13 protein-coding genes, 1 tRNA gene and 2 pseudogenes are annotated in these 15980 nt (G+C 42.4%); 13 read left to right on the top strand and 3 right to left on the bottom strand.

Features of this window, described 5'->3' with window-relative positions:
* Positions 1–125: 125 nt before the first annotated feature.
* Positions 126–2081, top strand: a complete 1956-nt coding sequence (locus tag BCT49_RS14970) for a tetratricopeptide repeat-containing diguanylate cyclase (RefSeq protein WP_102436251.1) — start codon at positions 126–128, stop codon at positions 2079–2081.
* Between the two features lie 97 nt (positions 2082–2178).
* Here the strand turns inward: BCT49_RS14970 and BCT49_RS14965 are convergent, their stop codons facing one another.
* Positions 2179–2364, bottom strand: coding sequence for a hypothetical protein (locus BCT49_RS14965; RefSeq protein ID WP_102436249.1), 186 nt, complete (start codon positions 2362–2364; stop codon positions 2179–2181).
* Between the two features lie 273 nt (positions 2365–2637).
* Between BCT49_RS14965 and BCT49_RS14960 the strand changes: the two genes are divergently transcribed.
* From BCT49_RS14960 to BCT49_RS14915, 10 genes are all read left to right on the top strand, one after another.
* Positions 2638–3306, top strand: a complete 669-nt coding sequence (locus tag BCT49_RS14960) for a DUF2726 domain-containing protein (protein WP_065112408.1) — start codon at positions 2638–2640, stop codon at positions 3304–3306.
* Positions 3307–3571: 265 nt separating this feature from the next.
* A tRNA-Val gene (locus BCT49_RS14955) sits at positions 3572–3648 on the top strand.
* A gap of 173 nt (positions 3649–3821) precedes the next feature.
* A complete protein-coding gene (locus BCT49_RS14950) occupies positions 3822–5063 on the top strand; it encodes an integrase domain-containing protein (RefSeq protein WP_102436247.1) in 1242 nt (413 codons plus the stop codon).
* Positions 5064–5471: 408 nt separating this feature from the next.
* A complete protein-coding gene (locus BCT49_RS14945) occupies positions 5472–5933 on the top strand; it encodes a carboxymuconolactone decarboxylase family protein (RefSeq protein WP_016800459.1) in 462 nt (153 codons plus the stop codon).
* A 114-nt stretch (positions 5934–6047) separates the two neighbouring features.
* Positions 6048–6779 (top strand): AraC family transcriptional regulator, encoded by a 732-nt coding sequence (locus BCT49_RS14940; RefSeq protein WP_102436245.1) that lies wholly within the window; start codon positions 6048–6050, stop codon positions 6777–6779.
* A 723-nt stretch (positions 6780–7502) separates the two neighbouring features.
* Positions 7503–8477 carry an autoinducer 2 ABC transporter substrate-binding protein gene (locus BCT49_RS14935; RefSeq protein ID WP_016790618.1) on the top strand — a complete coding sequence of 325 codons (975 nt, stop codon included), beginning with the start codon at positions 7503–7505 and terminating at the stop codon, positions 8475–8477.
* A gap of 92 nt (positions 8478–8569) precedes the next feature.
* A complete protein-coding gene (locus BCT49_RS14930; protein ID WP_102436243.1) occupies positions 8570–10063 on the top strand; it encodes a sugar ABC transporter ATP-binding protein in 1494 nt (497 codons plus the stop codon).
* A complete protein-coding gene (locus BCT49_RS14925; protein ID WP_102436241.1) occupies positions 10056–11054 on the top strand; it encodes an ABC transporter permease in 999 nt (332 codons plus the stop codon). Before BCT49_RS14930 ends, BCT49_RS14925 begins: the two co-directional genes overlap by 8 nt.
* Positions 11054–12013 carry an ABC transporter permease gene (locus BCT49_RS14920; RefSeq protein WP_102436239.1) on the top strand — a complete coding sequence of 320 codons (960 nt, stop codon included), beginning with the start codon at positions 11054–11056 and terminating at the stop codon, positions 12011–12013. Before BCT49_RS14925 ends, BCT49_RS14920 begins: the two co-directional genes overlap by 1 nt.
* 11 nt (positions 12014–12024) lie before the next feature.
* Positions 12025–13659: an FGGY-family carbohydrate kinase gene (locus tag BCT49_RS14915; RefSeq protein ID WP_102436237.1), complete on the top strand. Its 1635-nt coding sequence runs from the start codon at positions 12025–12027 to the stop codon at positions 13657–13659.
* A 154-nt stretch (positions 13660–13813) separates the two neighbouring features.
* Here BCT49_RS14915 and BCT49_RS14910 read toward each other — a convergent pair whose 3' ends face one another.
* A complete protein-coding gene (locus BCT49_RS14910; RefSeq protein ID WP_102436235.1) occupies positions 13814–14227 on the bottom strand; it encodes a YybH family protein in 414 nt (137 codons plus the stop codon).
* Between the two features lie 137 nt (positions 14228–14364).
* On the opposite strand from BCT49_RS14910, the gene BCT49_RS14905 reads away from it, so the two are divergent.
* The gene (locus BCT49_RS14905) at positions 14365–14688 is read left to right on the top strand and encodes a winged helix-turn-helix transcriptional regulator (RefSeq protein WP_102300096.1); all 324 of its coding nucleotides are present in this window, start codon (positions 14365–14367) and stop codon (positions 14686–14688) included.
* A gap of 126 nt (positions 14689–14814) precedes the next feature.
* Positions 14815–15732: pseudogene (locus tag BCT49_RS14900) on the top strand (LysR family transcriptional regulator).
* Positions 15733–15751: 19 nt separating this feature from the next.
* Here BCT49_RS14900 and BCT49_RS25990 read toward each other — a convergent pair.
* Positions 15752–15980: pseudogene (locus tag BCT49_RS25990) on the bottom strand (NAD(P)H nitroreductase); the annotation flags it as partial.

Below are 15980 nucleotides of genomic sequence, written 5' to 3'. Positions count from 1 at the left end.
GAATTACGCAACAAAGCCTCGTCGAGCTGGCAACATTTTAATCTGTCTAGGGCTCGGGTATAATACATTTCTAATATAGATAAACAGCAGTGATATGAGAATTCAATTTGGAACGGCCTTGATACATGAATAAAAACAACGTTTTAGGATCCTTTCTACTCGTTGTGACAATGAGTGCCGTACTCGGGCTTTATTTGTTGTACCCATTGCGGGACGACGACCTAAGTCATACGCAATCAACGAACACTGCTGCTTACACTCCAGAAAACGAACTGGCTAAGTCCGCATATGGGCTCCAGTTAATCAAACTGCTTGAGCTATCTCGCGGTGATCCACTTCTTGCAAAACAAAAGCTTGCAGACACTTCACCTGCAAAAACTTCCGCTATTTACCAAGCTTACCGTTTGATGATTCTGTCAAATGTCGCCCATCATCAGCAAGATACCGAAGCCGTCATGAAATACGTTCAGCAGCTTGAAGAACTGGCTGACCATGAAGATTTGTTGTGGTTGAAAGCCCAGTCGCTTGTTGAATTATCTATCGAGTATTTGAAAGAAGGGGAGCTCGCAGCCTCTGAAGTTCAAATTCGCGCCGCAATCGATATTGCAGAATCCATTAGATATGAAGAACTGTTGGTCAAAGCCTATAACACGGCGGGCGCCATCAATAATGTTCGCAACGACCTACAAGATGCTCAGTACTTTTTCCATCAAGGGATACAACTTGGTAAAAAGTACCCCAAACATATTTATAACAGCAAACTGATGTCTAACATGGCGTTGCTTTACATCTATTTGGAAGATTGGCCAAAAGCACTCAAGATTATTGAGAAGGCCAAAAAGCTCTATTATCAAAGCGGTTTACTTGAAGATGAAGCCATTGGCATCCTCTACATTAATGAAGCGTTTACCTATTTAAGCAGTGGTGAACTCGATAAAGGTCGTATTGCCTATAACAAAGCGCAGCAGCTTAATAGTGAGCGAGTGAGTGCTCGATACAAGGTTTTATTGCTTAGAACATACAGCGATGTATTACTCGCGGAAGGGGACTTTCAATCAGCATTAAATGTAACGAATCAGTGCATTCGCTATCCTGGCGTTGAGAAATACACACTTCAACATGGGCAGTGCTATCTCAACCGAGCGTTAGCGAAAATTGGACTGAATCAGGACGATGATACCCTGACAGATTTTCAACACGCGTTCGACAGCTTTGAAGTGGTGGGCAGCCGAAGCTGGAAGGTACTCGGTCTAAAGCGGTTGGCTCAATATTACGAGTCAAAGGGCGACCTTGATAAGGCATTACATTATTACAAGCTTTACTATAAAGACAATAAAGCGCTGCTTTTTGACAAGCGTCAGAGTGACATCTTCCTTTTAGAGCAAGACTTTGCGACTGCGACACTCGCAAAAGAAAACGAATTACTCAACACTGAAAAAGATTTAAATGAGTTGTTACTGCAAAAGCAGCAGCTTAGGAATCGAATCGTTGTCGCACTGATCATCATGGTAGGTATTAGCGCATTTTTACTGATGATTCGACTGCGTTCAATTCAATACAAGAACAAAGCCTTGTTAACACAATCAACGACTTGTGAGCTCACAGGCTTGTTCAATAGACGTTATCTTGAGCAGTTACTCACTCAACCTATGTCATTCGATCACACTCAATTTGGAGTGAGTTTGGCGATTCTAGACCTCGACTTCTTTAAGCAAGTGAATGATACCTACGGGCATGATGTTGGTGACCAAGTGCTGGTGGAAGTGGCTAAGCGTATCCAACAACAGTTGTCTAAAAACGATGTCGTCGCTCGTTGGGGTGGGGAAGAGTTCGTTCTGCTACTTTCAGGCTTTCAGGATCCGGAACAACAACTGGAAACCATCAGGCTAGCCATCGCTCAGCATCCTATTGATACTCATACTGGAACGTTGAAGCTTACTTGCTCCATTGGTGCCACTATCAATATAGCTCAAGAGCAAGTTAATAGCGGAACCTATAAGAAGCATCTCAAGGCCGCAGACGATGCTTTATATCAAGCTAAAGAATCGGGTAGAGACCGTGTGGTCATTGCTGAAAGTTAGTCGGTAACTAGGGAATAAAAAGCCATTCTGATCGTGGTTAGATAAGAATGACTTCTAAGCGGTAATTTTGGCATCAGTGATAGATGAACGTATTAACTTACTTTGCGATGCCTTGCAGCATTTCTACTAATTCGCCTTCTGTTGTAGGCTCTTTTGCTAGTTCTATCACTGCAGAAGATCCACCTTTCAGCATGTAGGCTTGCGTCCCGCAATGGTCGTAGTGGAACCACTTACCATCAACACAAACGTCGGTGTAGCATCGAGGGTCTTGTTTTAGTGTCATATCAATTTCCTTATTAACATTTGCCTAACGTTTTTCAATCTAAGTGATCACAAATGCATGCAAATTGATCTATATCAATCTAGGGTGTAAATATTCTTAGAATGATCAAATAGGTGAGCTATGTCGAACTCATCAAGTGACACTTTCTTCCTAGCTGGCTTGAAAGGGCGTGATGTTTGTTAGCAATTGATTTTCTTTTTCTTGCCACATGCTGGCTTTCTACTTAGGCTACAAACTCTTCTAATCTCCCTATTTACGTGATTGCATTCAAAAATGACTAATATTTTTATCGTTGTAGTGGTTCTTGTTGTGTTTTTTTACTTTATTCAAAAGTATGTGTTTAAACACGACGACACCAAAGACCACGCTTACCAAAAGAAAGGGGCATTGCTCAACGTACAGCAAGCCACCTTTTATACGGCCTTGATCTCCGCAGTGGGTAACCATGGTGTGGTGTTTGCAAAAGTGAACATGGCAAACGTACTTACGCCTGCAAAATCGAATACCAAGAAAAACTGGTTCATCGCGAACAATAAAATCGCACGAAGCTACTTCGATTTTGTGGTGTGTGACCCGCGTACGTTAGAACCAAGAGTCATCATCGAGCTCGACAACGGCAAAGAACTGAACAAGGGCAAGGTAGATCGCGAGAAGCTGCTCATACACGTGTGTAAATCAGCAGGGTTACCTTTGATTGGCGCATCGGTAAAACACAGCTACCAAGTGAGTCGTTTGAAAAGGTTATTGGCGACTCATATTGACCTTATTGAACCATCAAAAGAAGTTCGATTCTGTAAGAAGTGCGGTAGCCCGATGATAATCAAGCTGGCAAGCCAAGGTGATTATAAAGGCCGACGCTTCTTTACATGTAGTCGTCAACCTAATTGTACTTACACCGAGAACTACAATGTTGTGTTCGATGTGGATGAAGATTCTAACTAATATCTTGAGTCAAAACGCTTCATCTGGGGAAATAAGACACGAAACAGGCAGATGTATGTAGCTATTGAAGTAGAGGCGAAATGTGATCTACTTCAAGCCATTGATCTGCTTTGTGTTTAAAATTTATTCTGATTGTTGTTTTTAAAAGCAAACGATCAGTTTTGTGCAAATTTATCCTTGCACGCTACCCATTCACTCGCTATTATCCATCTCGTTCTGAAGTGTTAGCCACTTAGTAAAGCGGTTAGATAAGTTTCACAGCATTGCCCGCTTAGCTCAGTTGGTTAGAGTACTTGCATGACATGCAAGGTGTCACTGGTTCGAGTCCAGTAGCGGGCACCACATTAAACGAAAGAGCCCACTTAGTGTGGGCTTTTTTGTGCCTTTAATTCCTTGTTTTATCAGGCTCTTAGCCATTTATTGGTCCTAAGAGATTCCATGATGTGTTGTAAAATCCACCGTTTAAAGTAACACTGTTAGTAACACTACAGGAAATAAGGATTGGTGATGTTACTATGGCTAGGAAAACAACCCCATTAACAGCGACTCAGATCTTACAAGCAAAACCAAAAGAAAAGGAATATAGCCTGCTCGATGGTGATGGTCTTGCATTGAGAATAAAGCCCAATGGTTCCAAATTGTGGCTCTTTAACTATTACCGTCCAATTACTCGTAAACGAGCAAACCTCAGTATTGGTAAATACCCATCTGTATCGCTTGCTAAAGCTCGAACCAAAGCGATTGAGGCAAGAGAACTACTCGCTGATGGTATTGACCCGAAAGAGCACCGTGATACGACTCTCAGAGAAAAACAGTTAGAATTGGCGAATACGTTACAGTCGGTATTTGATGACTGGATTGAAGTGAAGAGAACAAGCGTCAAAGAGCAAACGGCTAAGAAGCTAAAACAACGAATTGAGAAGTACCTCCTACCTGATCTTGGTAAGCTCCCCCTTGGTGACATTACGGCACCACAAGCGATAAAAACAATTAAACCCATTGCGAATCAAGGTAAATTAGAAACAGTAGGGCGTTTGTGTCGTAACCTCAATGAGATAATGACCTTTGCAGTAAACACGGGTGTGATTGAACATAACAAGCTTGCTGGCATTGGTAAAGCATTTGAGACTGCTAAGGTAACCAACCAAGCGTCGCTAACTCCTGATGAGCTTCCAGAGCTTCTCAAAACAATCAACTACGCATCAATTAAACCCATCACTCGCTGCTTGCTAGAATGGCAACTTCATACCATGACAAGACCGGCTGAAACGGCTGGGGCACGTTGGGATGAAATTGACAGAGAAAAAATGCTTTGGGTCATTCCTGCTGAACGAATGAAAAAGGGAAGAGTGCATACTGTTCCTTTAACAAAACAAACTCTAGATCTATTGGAAACCATTGATTTCATCACCGGTGATAGTGAATACCTTTTCCCTGCTGACAAAAGTAACAAAAATCACATCAACAAAGAGACAGCAAATAAGGCATTAGTAAGAATGGGCATGAAGGGCAGGCAAACGTCTCATGGTTTACGCGCATTAGCCAGTACCACTCTAAATGAACAGAACTTTGATCCAGACATTATTGAAGCTGCACTTTCTCATGTGGATAGGGATAAGGTAAGAAGCGCATACAACCGCACTGATTACCTTGAACGTCGTAAAGTTCTCATGACGTGGTGGAGTGACCATATCGAAGAAGCTGCAAAGGGAAGCTTGTCGATGAGTGGTAAAAAGAGCCTTAAGGTTGTGGTTTAGTTGCATGGGAGTGCAAATGCAACGTATAACTCACACACTTTAACTGCACTAGCTCATACTTGTTCTGACAACTTTGCTGACAAGTCACGATGAAATCGTACACAACACGTTCCGTTGGCATCGTGACTCAAAACTGGACATTTTCGAGTTAGGAATGAAAGTGAGCTTATGGCATTGCCGCCTTTCCAGTATTAGATTTTATTATTCAGTATGAGACTTTATTCCTCTCTGACAAATGCTTTTTATTACTGGGTTCCGTAACACTATCATAATAATTTGAGCCTGCTTACCTAGGGTGGCTGAGAAAAAGCCTGAACCGAACGGCTACCTTTGCCAAGCATGTGTCGAAAATCTTCAATCTATTGCTAAGTGCGTTTTTTATCATGTGAAAAAACCAGGAGAAAGACCATGCAAAAACGACTCAGCTACATTGACATAGCGCCGAAGGCAATAAACATTCTGTATACTCAGGAAGCGTACTTCCATGAGCAATTTCGCCAGTCAGACACAATGAATATGACCATATGGGAACTCGTAAAGTTGCGTGTTTCGCAAATCAACCAGTGTGCTTTTTGTATCGACATGCACAGTAAAGATGCACTTAAACTGGGTGAAAGGCCTGAACGTATCTGGGGGCTTAGTGCGTGGAAAGACATGCAGTTCTACAGCGATGCAGAACACGTTGCGTTGGGTTGGGCTGAATTACTGACGGCTGGTCTGCCGGTAGATGATGAGACCTATCAGCTCACCTTGAATACCTTTGGAGATAAAGCTATGGTCAATCTGACGATTGCGATTAATGCCATCAACAGTTGGAACCGAATAGTGAAAGCATTTAAGCCACCGGTGGGAGTGTACCAGCCTAAATAGCTCAACTCAGGCTAGCCTAAGCCGTACTTCACGACTTACATTTCTACTTAAGACTATGAAAAGTAAATTTATACGATTTTTTTATCTAAGTTGAGTTTAAATAGGATAATACGTTTGAATTTAGACTTTGAGATTTTCAAACCACAGGGGATGTTAGCCGGCCATATTCAGGCAATCTGGTCGGTTTCCGTAGAACCTGACACAGCGCAAACCGTGCGTAGGCAATTACTCAGCGACGCCGGTACAGGAGTGACGTTCATTTTGACAAATGATGTGCATATGGACGGCGAGTGGCAGGTACCAGGGGTTATCCTACTGCCAGTCAGCACGCTGGCGCATCAGGTCAGTCTACCGCCTGGCACAGTAATGGCCGGTGTGCGTTTTCATCCGGCAGTCGGTTATCAGTTGTTTGGTGAACGCTTAGAGCGGTCGTTGCGGATTGAGGGCGATCATCCTCTTGCCTCTTCGGCGTTGCCGATATTTGCATCTCTGCAAGCAACACGTTCGCCGACGGCGAGAATTTCTACGTTATACCGCTGGACCCAAGCTCTGATTGCAGAATGTGATCCTCAAGATGTCGGTCACATTATTCACCAACAGATAGGGACGATCAGTCAACGCCAGAGAGAGCGCAAATTTAAAAAATGGCTAGGGATTACGCCTAAACATTACCAACGTATCGCACGGGTGAAACAAACTTTAGAGCAGCTTCGATCGCAACCAGATATATCTTTGGCGGATCTGGCGCTGGAGCAGGGCTTTGCCGATCAGGCACACATGACGCGTGAATGTAAGCAGATTGCATGCATGACGCCGAAACAGTTTGTGCGGAAAAGAAACCCCTAGAAAGAATTAGCTTTGAATATAAATCGCCAGCTATGAACTGACCTACAACAGTTGGACAAGCATTTACTCTAACTAACAATGGGGCATAAATGAGATAGAGTAATCTGTCAGATTCGATTAAACCTTGATTGAAAAGTGACAGATTGCGTCCTGACTAATCCACTTTAACGACAACTATATTCCACTAGAAGTTTACCGAACTTTGAACTTGTAATACGCTCAACGTAGTTAGAAATGGTTACGCAGGTTCTAATCATGTTGAGTGCCATGCGAACTTAACTACTATTCGTTATTTAATTACACCCCCTAAATGTATTTATCAATTCTCAATAACATTGTTCCCGCAATCGTTACGTCCCTATACAAGAAATATTGAATTTCCGCCTCATACATAGTGACCATTGTCTGGTTTTTACCAATAAAACACTCATTAATATTAGCCACTGAAATCTGACTCTCCACCTAACATTCTCCACGGCAAAACATGAAAATGCGAGGTTATAGCAATGTTTCATAGTTGTTATAATTATCGTATTTTTCCGTTTCTTAAATACCTCGATGTGTGATTTTAACCACTATTTAACATTATCGATCGTCAAAATTAACATTACTGTACCTGTGTCACGGTTTACTTGTGAGCGGTAATTTTTGTATTGAACTATGAGATAGCATGTATTCGTCAATTTTATTGAACCCTACACATAATAAAAAGGATTGATGGACATGAAAAAGGTATTACTAAAAGCTGCTGCACTAACTCTTGCTCTTGCTGCTGCAGGTGTACACGCTAAAGACTATGAAATTGTAAACGTCGTTAAAGTATCTGGTATTCCTTGGTTTAACCAAATGAACAAAGGTATTGAACAAGCAGCAAATGACTTTGGTGTTAACGCACGCCAACTTGGTCCTTCTACACCAGATCCAGCACAACAAGTAAAAATTATTGAAGACTTGATTGCTAAAGGTGTCGATGCAATTACGGTTGTGCCAAATGATGTAACGGTTCTTGAGCCGGTATTCAAGAAGGCACGTGAGAAGGGCATTATCGTTTTAACTCACGAATCTCCGGACGGGCACGGAGCTGATTGGGATATCGAAACTATTGATAACCAATCCTATGCGAAAGTGACGATGGATGAGCTTGCAAAAAATATGGGTGAGAAAGGTGGATATGCTGTTTACGTAGGTTCACTTACTGTGCCGTTACATAATAACTGGGCAAATTTAGCAATAGATTACCAAAAGCAAACTTACCCAGAAATGTATGAAGTGACCAGCCGCATGCCTGTTGCTGAAAGTATCGATCAATCATACGCAGCGACCAACGACTTGATGAAGGCGCACCCTGATATGGCAGGTATTGTTTCTTATGGTTCTCTAGGTGGCATTGGTGCTGGGGAAGCGATTAAGAAGAAACGAGCTAAAGATAAGATCAGTGTTGTAGGCATCTTAATGCCAAGCCAAGCTGCACCTTACTTGATGCGCGGCGAGATTGATAAAGGATACTTGTGGAACCCTGCCGACGCTGGCTACGCGATGGTCGCTGTTGCAAAACAAATGCTGGATGGCAAAGCAGTAACAGATGGCGTAAACGTTAAAGGTTTGGGAGATGCTGAAATCGATACTGAAAAACGTGTAGTGAAATTTAATAAGATCCTTGAAGTCGATAAAACAAACGCACGTCAACTTGGTTTCTAAGCGTTAACTTTGACTAGTTCGTTAATGTTTACCGATAACAAGTAATAACTTCGGGGTAGTGCAATTCTACCCCATGATTTATGGAAATTCATATGTCTGGTACTCCTTTCATTACCCTCAAGAAGGTGTCAAAACATTTTGGCTCTGTGAAAGCCTTGGATGGTATTAACCTAACCTTCAACCAAGGCGAAGTACACTGTTTAGCTGGAAAGAATGGCTGTGGTAAAAGCACATTGTTCAAAGTGATTTCGGGTGTCCATGCGCCGGAAAAAGGTGCTGAAATTCTACTTGAAGGTAAAAAATATCCACGCTTAAATCCGCAACAATCAATTGAACATGGCATTCAAGTTATTTATCAAGACTTGTCGCTTTTCCCTAACCTTACCGTCGCAGAAAACATAGCTATTCAAGATCATGTTGAGTGGACAAAGGGACTAGTTCAGCAAAAGCGTATCGAAGAGATTGCGATTAAAGCAATGGCGAAAGTCGGCGTGAAGCTACCATTGGATAAGCGTGTAGAGCAACTTTCGATTGCAGAGTGTCAATTGGTTGCAATTTGTCGAGCGATGGCGTCTGACGCCAAGTTAATGATCATGGATGAGCCAACCGCTTCGTTAACTCGTACTGAGGTCAATCACCTGATCGAAGTTGTTGCGGATCTAAAATCGAAAGGTGTTACCGTTGTATTTGTTAGCCACAAGCTCGACGAAGTGATGGAGATCTCTGATCGCATTACCGTTATCCGTGATGGCCGTACCATTGGTACCTATCAAGCCGATGAAGTGGATAGCGACGAGTTGGCATTTTTAATGACAGGTCAACGTTTTGAATTTTCGCCTTTAGCGCCATACCAACAACAAGGTGATGTGAAGCTAGAAGTAAAAAACCTGACTAAACAAGGTCAATATCATGATGTATCGCTGTCGGTTCGTGCTGGTGAAATCGTCTCCATTACTGGATTACTTGGAGCGGGCCGTACCGAGCTTTGCATGGCATTATTTGGAATGAATAAGCCTGACAGCGGCGAGATCCTAATTAATGGTCAACCGACGTCGTTTAGATCCAATCGTGATGCGATCGCACAAGGGATTGGTTATGTATCAGAAGACCGCATGTCAACTGGATTAGTCATGGACCAGTCGATTCAAGACAACATTACTGCTTCGGTATTAAAGCGTTTACAAAAGCCTTCTGGTGTACTGGACCATCTTAAAGCCAATAAGCTAGTGGCAAAGCTTATCTCATCACTATCAATCAAAGTTGCAGATCCAAAATTACCTGTCACTAGCCTTTCTGGTGGTAACGCGCAGCGCATATCGATTGCCAAGTGGATCGCGGCAGAGCCCGAAGTTCTGATTCTTGACTCACCGACAGTCGGTGTTGATGTCGCTAACAAAGAAGCCATCTACAACATTGCCAAAGACCTTGCTGCAAGTGGTATGGCGATCATTATGGTGAGTGATGAAATCCCTGAAGTGTTTTACAACAGTCACCGAGTGATTGTGATGAAAGAGGGACGTTTTACCCATGACTTCCAACCGACTAATTGCTCAGAGCAACAAATCATGGAGGCTGTCAATGCATAATCAATTTAAGCGCCAATTGGCTTCGTTTAGTAAGCGTCACGAATTCTATCTCTCCGTAATGATCGTACTGATTGTAGCGGTACTGACCGCGACATCAGAAGATTTTCTTACGTTAGGTAATATCTTCGATATGTCAGTAAGCTCGGCGTTACTTGGCATCATGGCTTGCGGTCTATTTGTAGTACTTATTGCTGGTGGGATTGATATTTCATTTCCCGCCACGGCAGCGATTGCTCAATATGTTGCGGCCACATACATTCTAAGTATTGGTGGTAACTTTATGATTGCCTTTGGTATTGCCGCATTGGTTGGTGTGCTATTGGGTATGATTAACGCAACATTGGTTTATAAGCTTAAAGTACCGGCGATCATCATAACCATTTCCACGTTGAACCTGTTCTTCGGCCTACTGATTTATTTTAGCAATGGCGAGTGGCTATATGGTTTCCCTGATTGGTTTATGGATGGTGTTGAGTTATTTAGCTTCACTGGAAGCGATGGTTATGACTATGGCTTGTCACTGCCAATTCTGACTTTAATTACCATGATTGCGCTGACGTCGTTTTTAATGTCGAAAACGCGTTTAGGCCGTCAAATATACGCTGTGGGTGGAAATGCTGATGCCGCGAGCCGTATCGGTATAAACCTCTTTGGCATCAATTTGTTTGTGTATGGTTACATGGGAGCGCTAGCGGGTATTGCGTCAGTAGTTCAAACACAAATTACTCAATCGGTGGCGCCAAACTCTTTAATGGGTTTTGAGCTTACTGTGCTTGCGGCTGTAGTACTTGGTGGAACGAGTATGACGGGAGGCAAAGGAACCTTATTCGGTGTGATTTTAGGTGTGATTTTGCTAGCGGTAGTGAAAAACGGCTTAACGCTATTGAGCGTGCCTTCTTACTGGCACACCGTTGTGACGGGTTTGATTATTGTTTGCAGTATCAGCATGACCGCGATTAATGAGAAAAAACAAGCAGCGCAGGGGGCATAATGGAACAGGTTCTAAATAGTTTAAAGCTGCCAACGGATAAGAACATTCGTTACTTGTTGGTTATTTTAGTGGGTATTTTGGTGGTGATGGGCTTTACCAGCGGTCAAGCATTTTTCTCAATTGGCAACTTACAATCGATGTCATCGCAAATGCCGCTATTGGGTTTGCTGGCACTGGCAATGGCCGTATGTATGTTGACTGGTGGTATTAACCTATCGATCATCGCGACTACAAATGCATGTGGCTTAGTTATGGCGAGCATCATAACCCAAGCACCAGATAGCTCTGCGATGTTGGTATTAGCACTGGCGGGTGGTCTGATTACAGCAGTAGTAATTGGCCTTCTTAACGGAGCATTAATCGCTTACGTTGGAGTCTCTCCAATTCTTGCTACTTTGGGCATGATGACGTTGATCAATGGCCTTAATGTCCTTATCTCAGGTGGCAGCGTAATTTCAGGATTCCCTGAAGCACTATTGGTTCTAGGTAATGGCTCGTTAATGGGCATCCCTATGCCACTTATCTTGTTTGTCGGTTTTGCGATGGGTTTGTGGGCTTTACTTGAGCATACAAGTCTTGGTCGTACGATTTATTTGATGGGCTCTAACGAGAAAGCCACACGATTCTCAGGCATCAATACTCAAAAAGCCACACTGTATGTATATGCGCTCTCTTCAATTCTATGTTGGGCGGCCGCAATTGTAATGATGGCAAAATTCAACTCAGCGAAAGCTGGTTATGGAGAGTCTTATCTATTAATTGCGATTTTGGCCTCAGTGCTCGGTGGCATCAATCCAGATGGTGGTTTTGGACGTATCATTGGTATTGGCTTAGCACTGATTGTACTGCAAACGTTAGAAAGCGGTCTTAATTTACTGGGAGTGAGCAGTTATCTCACTATGGCGCTGTGGGGCGGCATCTTGATCCTATTTATCTTCTTACAAAAAAATAAGGCTTAACGGGGAAGGATATGAGTATTTATTTTATCGGTGTTGACGTAGGCAGTGGTAGTGCACGAGCAGGTGTATTCGATGCTCATGGGCGTAAAGTCGGTGAAGCGAAGCGCGATACCCAAATGTTTAAGCCGCAAGCAGACTTCGTTGAGCAATCTTCAGAAAACATTTGGCAGTGTGTGTGTTTGGCAGTAAAAGACGCCGTTTCACAAGCGAATATCGATCCTATTCAAGTAAAAGGCATTGGTTTTGATGCTACATGCTCGCTTGTTGTATTGGACAACAAAGGCGAACCTTTAACAGTTAGCCCAACAGGTCGTAGTGAACAAAATATTGTGATGTGGATGGATCACCGTGCTATCACGCAAGCAGACCGCATCAACACTACTGAACACCCAGTGTTGGCATATGTTGGCAACCGTATTTCGCCAGAAATGCAAACACCAAAGTTATTATGGCTAAAACAAAATATGCCCAATACATGGTCTAAAGCAGGCTATTTCTTTGACTTACCAGATTTCCTGACTTGGAAAGCTACCTTTGATGCTAGTCGATCGCTTTGTTCAACTGTATGTAAATGGACTTACCTTGGTCACGAAAGTAAGTGGGATAAGAGTTTCTTTGAACTGATAGGTTTAGAAGACTTACTTGAAGATAACGCGCAATCAATTGGCGATCGTATTTTACCAATGGGTCAGCCTGTCGGGGATGGCCTAACGGTTCATGCAGCGGATGATCTGGGCCTGGTGGCCGGAACAGCCGTTGGTACCTCAATCATCGATGCACACGCTGGTGGTATAGGTGTATTAGGTGCTGCGGGGATGACGGGTGAAAAAGCGGATTTCAATAAACGCTTGGCTTTGATTGGTGGAACCTCTTCTTGCCATATGGCGGCATCAAAAACGGCACGTTTTATCGATGGGGTTTGGGGGGCATACTACGGTGCAATGATACCTGGTTACTGGCTTAATGAGGGTGGGCAGTCAGCAACGGGTGCTTTGATTGACCACATTATTACTTCACATCCAATCTATGACAGAGCTAAAGAGCAGGCTGATAAATTGTGTCAAACCATCTATCAATTGCTTAATAACCGTTTGCTAGAACTTGCTGGTAGCAAAGAAGATATAGCTTTTTTGACGAAAGATATCCATGTGTTGCCTTACTTTCATGGTAACCGTTCGCCACGTGCTAATCCTCATTTAACTGGCACTATTACTGGCCTTAAAATGTCGAAAACCATTGATGATATGGCGATGCAATATCTTGCAACGTTACAAGGTATTGCTTTAGGTACACGTCATATCATTGAAGTGATGAACGAAGCGGGATACGAGATTGATACCATTATGGCTTGCGGCGGTGGTACTAAGAATAGTGTCTTCTTACAGGAACATGCTAACGCCACTGGCTGTATGATTTTGTTGCCTGAAGAAAGCGAAGCCGTATTGCTGGGCTCTGCAATGCTCGGCTCTGTAGCCGCTGACTTCTACAGTGATATCCCAGACGCTATGAATGCCATGAGTCGCATCAGTAAGAGCGTAATGCCACAAACTGAAAAGATTAAGCGATTCTATGACGCGAAATATAAAGTATTTCACAAGATGTATGAAGATGACGTGGAGTACAAACGCTTAATGGGAGAGTTTTAGATAGTTCTATTGAGGGAATAAAGGTCTATTGCATTATTTAGACCTTTAATATCTAAAGCGATCAAATTTAGAACAATGAGAATGTTCGTATTCTAGGTCGAAGCTGTAACTGTCAATACTTTATGGTCTTAAATAGTTACGGTTTTGTACTTAGTTAAAATCCATTTGGGTTGTCAATAACATATAACCAACCTCCATCTATATACCTCATCACTTCAAGTGCGGTTCCTTTGGGACCGCCAACTATCTCCCAATCAGATCTTATGAGTGCTGTATCTTCGTTAACATGGACTGATACGTTATGGGTTAGCATCTTAACGTCACCTTGAAGGTAACTTTTCAATATAGGTTTGATAGCTTTCGGGCCTCTCGCAAAGTCCCCCTGACTATTCAAGACAAAAATGGCGTCTTCATGGAACAGAGTTGCTAGGCCGGTCACATCTTGTTCTGAAAAATATTCAGCGAAAAGTTGATGTAGTTCTTCTGGCGTCTGCGGTTTTTTGTAATCCATTGATGCATAAGAATAAAAAGTTATTGAGCTTAGTACGAAAAGTAAGAACGTCTTCATGGAGTCACCTGCTTGTATGTGTATTTGGTTGAAGCCATAATAAAGACAGTACTTACTAAAAGAAATTAGCTACCAAAAAGTAACTAATTACCTTTAAGTAACTATAGCTGTGTATATAGATAATTTTGGAGGTGAATGTGAGTGAACAAGGCAAGCATCCGGAAGGTTATTGTCGAGCTGACAAGTATCTAGCCTTGATCTCTACGAAGTGGACTGCCCACATAGTTTGGATCTTAGGTCAGAGTAACGAGATACGTTTTGGACAAATTCAAAAGCAGTTGGCTTTCGTGTCTAGTAAAGTACTAAGTGAGAGACTGAAGTTGCTTGGTAAAGAGGGGTTCATTTGGAGAAGGCAAGAAGAGACAGTGCCCGTGACTGTATATTATGGCCTGACAGAGAAAGGGAAAGAACTTGCGGATATTGTCGATATTATTGTCAAAAAATCTGATAGTTGGGGGTAGGTCAACGTTAGCGCTTATTGAATCAGCTACAAAGACAGGTAAAGAGTTCTAACTATAGTTAGTTAACCATAATCCTTTGAGATAAAAAGGGGTATGTATGATAGGTAAATTGGTAAGTGTTGAGCGATAAATGAATTAAGCTTGTTCGCTGAGACTGCAAAGTTGGGTAGCTTCTCTAAAGTAGCGATTCAAATGGATATGACGCCCGCAGCAGTTAGTGCTTAGTGCTTCAATTAAAAGGCTTGAGGGACAAGTAGGATTTTCTTTGTTTGTTCGCACGACTAGAAACTTAAGTTTAACTGGTGAAGGTAGGCTGTTCCTTGCTAAGGTAAATCTTGCGTTGGAGACTCTTAGAGGTGGTATCGAAGAAATAGCAAACGCGAGAGGGGACTTGACCGGTAATATCTATATCTCGGCACCATCTGATTTTGGTCGCAATTTATTACTGGAGTGGATAGATGAATTTACTCAGTTGTATGACAATACAACGGTCAGACTTGAACTTTCCGATCAACTTGTTGATATTTATAGCAAACCAATCGATATGGACATCTTCCTGACTCAAATATGATAGCGGTGCCTTTATGCACAGACAATGTCCGAGTCTTGTGTGCAACCCCTGAATATATTGCAACACATAGTACAATTACACACCCTACTGACCTTATAAAGCATAACTGTATTAGTTTCATGGTCGCTGATGTGATTCATAATCAATGGTCACTGACTCGTGGTAATGAAAGCTCAATAGTTGCAGTCAAAGGCACACTTTCCGCTAATGATGGTGATGTCGTAAGAAGAATGGCTTTAAAGGGCAGAGCTATTGCAAACAAGTCATTGATAGATGCAAGCCAAGATATCATAGAAGGAAAACTGAAAAACGTCTTACCTGACTGGGTAGGAGAGGCTGCACCATTGTATATAGTCTATGCGGACAAGCGGCAATTACGTCCTATCATTAAAGCTTTCCGCTCTTTCTTACAGGAAAAGTGCCGCAGTCAATTAGAAAAGGTAAATCAAGCTTTAGAAAAAGGCTCTGACTGAGTAAGAGCCATTGTTTGGTCTATACTTCGCTAAACAAGTAACTCTCAGCATGTCTAGATTTAGGAAGAAGGGCATTGAAATCTTTTTGCGACCGAGTTCCTAGTGAGACAATAACTGAACTCTTGAAGCCTTTATTTTTTAGAGCAAACTCATCGTCTAAGATTTTTGAATCAAACCCTTCGATCGGGACAGCGTCAATTCCTAAAGTTGACGCTCCTAATAATAAAGAGGGCTTTGTTGCGTAATTC

Source organism: Vibrio lentus (assembly GCF_002875945.1).
GTDB lineage: Bacteria > Pseudomonadota > Gammaproteobacteria > Enterobacterales > Vibrionaceae > Vibrio > Vibrio apostichopi.
The sequence above is the reverse complement of the archived record's forward strand: the minus strand, read 5'-3'. Positions and strand labels throughout refer to the sequence as shown.